The organism is Bacteroides sp. AF25-5LB, from assembly GCF_003602965.1.
GTDB lineage: Bacteria > Bacteroidota > Bacteroidia > Bacteroidales > Bacteroidaceae > Bacteroides > Bacteroides uniformis.
This window is the reverse complement of record NZ_QTMC01000034.1, coordinates 1-6,829: the sequence shown is the minus strand read 5'-3', so window position 1 is coordinate 6,829 and position 6,829 is coordinate 1. Positions and strand designations below refer to the sequence as shown.

Below are 6,829 nucleotides of genomic sequence, written 5' to 3'. Positions count from 1 at the left end.
GATGAGAGGACGTTTAGACGCAAGAAGGACGCTGAAGAGCTTAGTTGCGGATTTGAGGTCTATTATCTTCAATGTGCCTTTTGTGGTGTTGAGAAATGAACAAGGTGGATTGGCGCGTATTTATTCTCTTTTGAGCATGTTCTGTTTAAAAGACCGTTTAGTAGACTCAGTTGATGATCTGAAGCAGTTGAAGATTATTGATTGGAATAAGGTCAATGCCATCCGAGAAAAAAAGAAGTATTTTGCATTGGGATTAATTGATAAAATACTAAGATAAACCAACAGCTTCCTTTACAATAATAAATATGTCTTTATGATCTCAATAATTATTCCCCTTTATAATAAGCAAGCTGTAATAGCGCGCACCATTGAGTCGATACTCAGCCAATCCTATATCAATTGGGAACTGATTATCGTGGATGATGGATCTACCGATGGCAGTGATGAAGTGGTGAGACTGTATCTTGGTGATCAGCGTATACGGTATATACATAAGCCTAATGGTGGGGTGTCATCAGCCAGAAACCGGGGTATCAAGGAGGCTAAAGGGGAGTGGATATGCTATATTGATGCGGATGATTATTTTCTGCCGGAGGGATTGAAGACAATGGTTGAATTGGCAGAGAAATATAATGTAAAGGTGGCTGCAGGACGTTTTTTGATAGAAATTAAAAAAAAGAGATTTCCGGGAGTGAATGGTAAAAGAGAAGGCGTATTGGAAGATAATTTTAAAGAGTGGTTTTTTAATAGGGTGATACCTCGTGCAGGAGCTGCTGTCTTTCATGCCGAATTATTGAAGAATCATTTGTTTGATGAGACATTGAGTCGATATGAAGATGCAAAATCTCTTTTTGAAATTTTACGTGAAAACAGAATGGCTTATACTCCTATTGATGTGATGACTTATTCTCTTGATAATCTCGGTCTAAGTGGTAAGGTGGCTGATTTTTCAAAGGATTTTATATTTAGTATGAACTTTGATGGAAAGTCTTATTGGGAAAAAATGCTTTTGGGGGATATGCTCAACCAGGGATTAAAGCTATATCCCGAATATAAACAATTCTTATTGAATAAATATGGCAACGATTTAATGTGGAGTAATAAGGCTAAACGATGCTATTTTATGAATAGGATAATATTTATTCCGAGAAAACTAACAATGAAGTTAAAGTTTTATTTGTTAGGCCCTTTAGGGAATAAATTATTGATAATGAGTTTGTTATTGGTAATCTTGTTATTTTGTATAAATCTGATTTCTTACCTAAAGTAGGTAAAAGGCTAAACCTTATTGAAGTTAGGCCGACTGACGCACCCGATTACTGGGCTATACGTGGTTGGACAAATACATTGCAAAAAATGAGTTATGATGCAGATATTTGCTTTTTGGGTAATTCAATTACGTATGCGAGTAATTTTCAAGCTTATTTCACGGATAAGAAGATTGTAGAACTAGGCTATCCTGGTGATACCATGATTGGCATGATGCGACGTATGGATATGCTGCGTGCTGTCTGTCCTGAAAAGTGTTTTTGATGGCAGGTATCAATGACTTGGCAAATCAAAGTATGGATATGGATGAGTTTGCTGAGCGGTATAATGTTTTAGTGATTCTATAACTAACGCTTGTCCTCATGCAGAAGTCTATTTGGAATCTATACTTCCAGTCAATCGTAGTCATAGAATGTATAGAAACTGTGACAGAATTATTCAAGCTAATCAAATTATTACTCGTATAGCAGGTGAAAAAGGAATGATATATATTGACCTATTTTCTCTATATTGTATAGATGGACAGCTGCCTGATGAACTAACTAATGATGGCATTCATCTTTTACCAAAAGCTTATGATAGATGGGCTGAAGCTATTCGTGAGTATATAACAAGTTCTCTCAAATAAAAGTATATAAGACCACTAATACTCTTTGTGCTATTGATATATGGTTGTTTTGATATGGTGAATAAAAAAAACAATAGGAGTTCATTTTTTTGTGTATTTAAATACTTGATATTTATATTACAACATTTTCTAAGATGGATTTTTATTAATAGTTTATCTAGAGGATTTTATTATAGTATTAAATATTCTAGTACGGTCACAATAGGTTATGGAGCTAAGGTTACCCGTATATCTAAGTTTGAAGGATGTAATAGAGTTTGTGCGCACAGTACATTTAATGGCACATTAGGTTATGGATCTTATATAGGATTCAATTCAAGAATAAGTGGAGAAATTGGACGTTTTACTTCTATTGCAGATGATTGTATGGTTATTCGTGGACGTCATCCTTACGAGTATCCTTATGTAGCCACAAGTCCTATGTTTTTCTCTATGATGAAGCAAACTGGATATACTTTTGCTGATAGGCAAATTTATAATGAATTTAAATTTGTAAGAGAATGTGTTCCAGTGGTTATTGGTTCTGATTGTTGGATAGGAGCAGGGGCAAAAATCATTGAAGGAGTTACGATAGGTATAGGGGGCATGGTACTTGCTGGCGCTTTAGTTACTCATGATGTACCCCCTTATGCAATAGTGGGAGGGGTTCCTGCTAAAGTCCTCCGGTTTCGATATAATGAAGACGCTATACAAATGCTTCTGAAATCTAAATGGTGGGAAAAAGATGAAAAGTGGTTCAAGATAAATTGGCGTTTACTAAATGACCTAGATGCTTTTGAAAAGTATTTTGCTAATGAAAGTAAATGAGATGGGGAATTCACTAACTAAAACAAGATGCTGATATATATATTACTGATTATATTGTCTACCATAATATTTATTTCACACATATATGTGAAAGATGAAAAGGTCAATTTTGTGACAGCATTTGTGTGGGTATTGTTGATGACACTCTTTGTTGGTTCACAAGATGGTATAGGAACAGATCACAGTAATTATATTGCTCAAATAGAGAGCCCTTGGGTTGTTCCATCAGAACCTTTTACGATTTTAGTTTTTGCAATAATTCGTTCATTTGGAATATCTTCATATGCTTTTTTTTATATATATGCTTTCTTGACTTATTTTTATTTAGCAAAAGCAGTGCTATTATCTGATCGAAATATTAGGTTTATTGTTGTAATCATGATATTACAATCATTGTTGTTTTTTCAATCATTCAATTTGGTTCGTCAGATATTAGCTTGTGCCATTTTCTTGTATGGCTTAATGTTAATTTCTTGTGGGAAGAAACATTACATAGTTTTTGTTTTGGCTTTTCTAGTGCATTATTCTGCATTGTTCGGGATATTGATGATTGTATTAGCTAAAATGATAAAGGTGAATATTGTAGTGTTGATGATATATATAGGATCCGTTTGTATCTTACTATGGGGAGGATTTATGAGTGGCTTTATATCGATATTTGAGCCTATAATTGGAAAAACGTATTATGGCTATTATTTGGAATCAGCACTTATAAATGAAAATCAAACAGCTCATTTTGGTGTAGTATATCAAGTGATATTTGTATTATCTCTTATTGTTTATGCGAAGAGAAATTATTATATATCGAATAATTTAGAATTGATTTTGAATGTTTTTTTTCTTGGTCAGATAATGTATAATGTGCTTTCTGCTAATATAACTTTACAAAGGATCACATATTATCCCTATGTCTCTATGGTTTTTGTAATTCCTTTATTGGCTAAGTCTTTACATTCTTATTGGACGACTAGAAATGCTTTATTATTATACTTGATTTATTTTGTTTTCATCTTGGCTTCTTTATCTTCCAAAGGAAGCCCGTATGTACCATATAAAAGTATTTTATAAATATCTGCAAAATATAAAGTGATGAAAGTTCTTTATTTAGGTTGCTTTTGTGAACCTACAATTTCTACATTTATAAAAGAATGTACAAAAGGGGTTATTACAGTAAGCGCAACTACATTTCAGAAAGCTCTTTTAGCGGGATGTAACGAGTGTGGTATAAGACCTGATTATATAGTGAATGTACCTGATATTGGTAGTTTCCCATTTCGTTGTAACAATTTATTTTTTTCAAAATCTAAGTTTGAATATGCTTCAATAAAAGGGGTAAATGCATCTTTTTTTAATGTCACATATTTAAAAAAATGCAGCATATATCATGCTATTATGAGAGAAGCCAAATTGTGGCTTAATAAAAATAGGGAGGAAAAAGTAACAATTTTAGTTTATTCTTTGATTTATCCTTATTTGAAAGCTGCTGTTGATTTGAAAAGAATGTACCCAAATGTCCAAATTTGTTGTATCGTATTGGATTTGCCTGAATATTTTGGAGATAGCACTTCTTTATTGTACCGTTTTTTAGGTAATTTGGAAACTAAACGAATATATTCATTAGTGCCCTTTGTTGATTCCTTTGTTCTTCTTACCAAGTATATGAGAGAAAAACTTGATGTTGGTTTACGTCCCAGTTTACTCTTAGAAGGAATATATAATCCAGTATATATAGTTCCTCAGAAAAAGCGGAAAAAAACTATTTTATATACGGGCAAGCTAGACATTCGTTTCGGGATTAGAGATTTAATCAAAGCTTTTAACGATATTGATGATTCAGAATTTGTTTTGTGGATATGTGGATTTGGACTTGATAGAATCTTTGTTGAAGAAGCTGCAAAAAAAGATAAGAGAATAATATATTGGGGAGTTGTAGAACAGAAGCATGTTTTTGAAATGCAACAACAAGCTACATTGTTAGTTAACCCTCGTAAAGGGCATGAAGAATATACCAAATATTCATTTCCATCAAAAACAATGGAGTATATGGCTTCGGGTACTCCAACTATAATGTATAAACTTCCAGGATTACCTATAGAATATGAAGAATACCTTGTTCTATTACCAGATAATTCACAAAAAACATTGACTGCTATTTTAAAACAATGGGGAAGTAAAACACAAGCAGAACTATATGAGTTTGGAGAGAAGGCGAAACGGTTTATATTAGAGAATAAAAATTCTGAGATTCAGGCCAGTCGACTAATGAATTTTATAAAACATAGCTAAGGTGTGAAAAGAATTTTATTTTATTCGAGTGTGAATTCACTTGAGTTATTTAAGACTCAGAAATTCTATCAGATAGATATATCAATATTGAAAGATTTAGGATATGACGTTTTACTATCTAATCGAATATTCGATAGCCTTTTATTTTGGAAATATGATATTTTGTTTTCTTATTTCTATCGATATTCATTTTTTGCTGCATTGTTAGCAAAATGTTTTGGTAAAAAAACATATTTTACAGGAGGTATTGACTCTTTGGATTCGGATTATGCATCTGCTTTTAATTATAAAATACAAGCATTGTTTTTTAAACTTTGTTATTGGGTGGCTGATTCTTGTATAATTGTGTCGCAATCAGATTTGAAAAACATCTTTAAGGTATCATCATTAAAGAAAAAATTGAGTTATAGTGAGCATACTATTAACACAAAACTTTTTATTGCTGATGTTCCAAAAGAAAAGATATTTACTTCTATAGTTTGGATGGGAGATGAAGGTAATGTGATAAGAAAGGGAGTGGATAAGGCTTTACGAATTTTTGCTGGATTGAAAAAAATACCGGAGTTTGTTGATTATCGATTTGTAATTATAGGTAGAAAAGGAGAAGGAGAAGTTTTGGTTCGGTCAATAATTGATAAATATAATTTGAAGGGTTCAGTTGAATTGAAAGGAGAAGTGTCTGAAGAGGATAAAATTAATCTTTTGAAACAATCTAAATATTATTTTCAACTTTCATTGTATGAGGGATTTGGTTTAGCTGCATTGGAGGCATTATGTGCTAATAATATCATAATTCATTCAGGAAAAGGTGGTTTGGCTAATCCTATTTATAAAGAACAGTTGTTGTTTGACATAGATAATGATTTCGATAGTGAATTGGTCAAATTAGTTAATAAATTAGCTTGTTTTACTCCAATAACTTCATATGAGAATCTTCTAGAATATTATGATATTCAAAGGCGAAAAGATGATTTTGAAGCTATAATAGTTAATGGGAAAAGCAATTATAAATTAAAATAGTTATGTCTATATTCAAAGACAAAGTTTTATTAATCACTGGCGGTACCGGTTCCTTCGGTAACGCCGTATTGCGTCGTTTCCTCGATTCAGACATCAAGGAGATTCGTATTTTCAGTCGTGACGAGAAAAAGCAGGATGACATGCGTCATCACCTGCAAAATCCCAAAGTAAAATTCTACATTGGTAATGTCCGTGACCGCCAGTCTGTGGACGGTGCCATGATGGGAGTGGATTATGTGTTTTCCGCCGCCGCTTTGAAACAGGTTCCCAGCTGCGAGTTCTTCCCGTTGCAGGCTGTGCAGACCAATGTGATCGGTACGGACAATGTGCTGGAATCAGCCATAGCGCATGGGGTGAAAAACGTAGTAGTGCTTTCTACCGACAAGGCGGCTTACCCCATCAATGCCATGGGTATCAGCAAAGCCATGATGGAGAAGGTTGCCATAGCCAAGGGCCGTGCGTTGGGTGAGGAAGCCGGTACAACCATCTGCTGTACCCGTTACGGCAATGTGATGGCAAGCCGCGGTTCTGTAATTCCCTTGTGGGTGGAGCAGATAAAGAACGGCAGGCCCATTACGGTAACGGACCCCAACATGACCCGCTTCATGATGACGCTGGACGATGCCGTGGATCTGGTAATCTATGCGTTTGAGCACGGGCATAACGGTGACCTGTTCGTGCAGAAGGCTCCTGCCGCTACCTTGGATGTACTGGCGCAGGCCTTGAAGGAAACATACGCGCAGGTTAATCCGAAATACGGTGAGACGGAGGTGAAGACCATCGGCACGCGCCACGGCGAGAAACTGTATGAGACACTGG

At 34.6% G+C, this 6,829-nt stretch carries 8 protein-coding genes and 1 pseudogene; all 9 read left to right on the top strand.

What is annotated here, in order from left to right; all coding sequences use genetic code 11:
* A pseudogene (locus tag DWY57_RS21030) lies at nucleotides 1-277 on the top strand (polysaccharide pyruvyl transferase family protein); the annotation flags it as partial.
* 36 nt (nucleotides 278-313) lie between these two features.
* The gene (locus tag DWY57_RS20480; RefSeq protein ID WP_119962356.1) at nucleotides 314-1,270 is read left to right on the top strand and encodes a glycosyltransferase family A protein; all 957 of its coding nucleotides are present in this window, start codon (nucleotides 314-316) and stop codon (nucleotides 1,268-1,270) included.
* Between the two features lie 86 nt (nucleotides 1,271-1,356).
* Entirely contained in the window at nucleotides 1,357-1,533 is a 177-nt protein-coding gene (locus DWY57_RS21025; RefSeq protein WP_165853629.1) for a hypothetical protein, read from the top strand.
* 148 nt (nucleotides 1,534-1,681) lie between these two features.
* On the top strand, nucleotides 1,682-1,897 hold the full coding sequence (locus DWY57_RS20775; protein WP_120164427.1) for a hypothetical protein: 216 nt from the start codon (nucleotides 1,682-1,684) through the stop codon (nucleotides 1,895-1,897).
* Nucleotides 1,898-1,951: 54 nt separating this feature from the next.
* Entirely contained in the window at nucleotides 1,952-2,704 is a 753-nt protein-coding gene (locus tag DWY57_RS20475; protein ID WP_119962358.1) for a CatB-related O-acetyltransferase, read from the top strand.
* An 87-nt stretch (nucleotides 2,705-2,791) separates the two neighbouring features.
* The gene (locus tag DWY57_RS20470; protein ID WP_165853628.1) at nucleotides 2,792-3,772 is read left to right on the top strand and encodes an EpsG family protein; all 981 of its coding nucleotides are present in this window, start codon (nucleotides 2,792-2,794) and stop codon (nucleotides 3,770-3,772) included.
* 21 nt (nucleotides 3,773-3,793) lie between these two features.
* Nucleotides 3,794-4,990, top strand: coding sequence for a glycosyltransferase (locus DWY57_RS20465; RefSeq protein WP_119962354.1), 1,197 nt, complete (start codon nucleotides 3,794-3,796; stop codon nucleotides 4,988-4,990).
* Between the two features lie 3 nt (nucleotides 4,991-4,993).
* On the top strand, nucleotides 4,994-6,010 hold the full coding sequence (locus DWY57_RS20460; RefSeq protein WP_119962353.1) for a glycosyltransferase: 1,017 nt from the start codon (nucleotides 4,994-4,996) through the stop codon (nucleotides 6,008-6,010).
* 2 nt (nucleotides 6,011-6,012) lie between these two features.
* Nucleotides 6,013-6,829 (top strand): UDP-N-acetylglucosamine 4,6-dehydratase family protein (locus tag DWY57_RS20455; protein ID WP_119962352.1); only part of this gene is annotated, 817 nt, incomplete at its 3' end.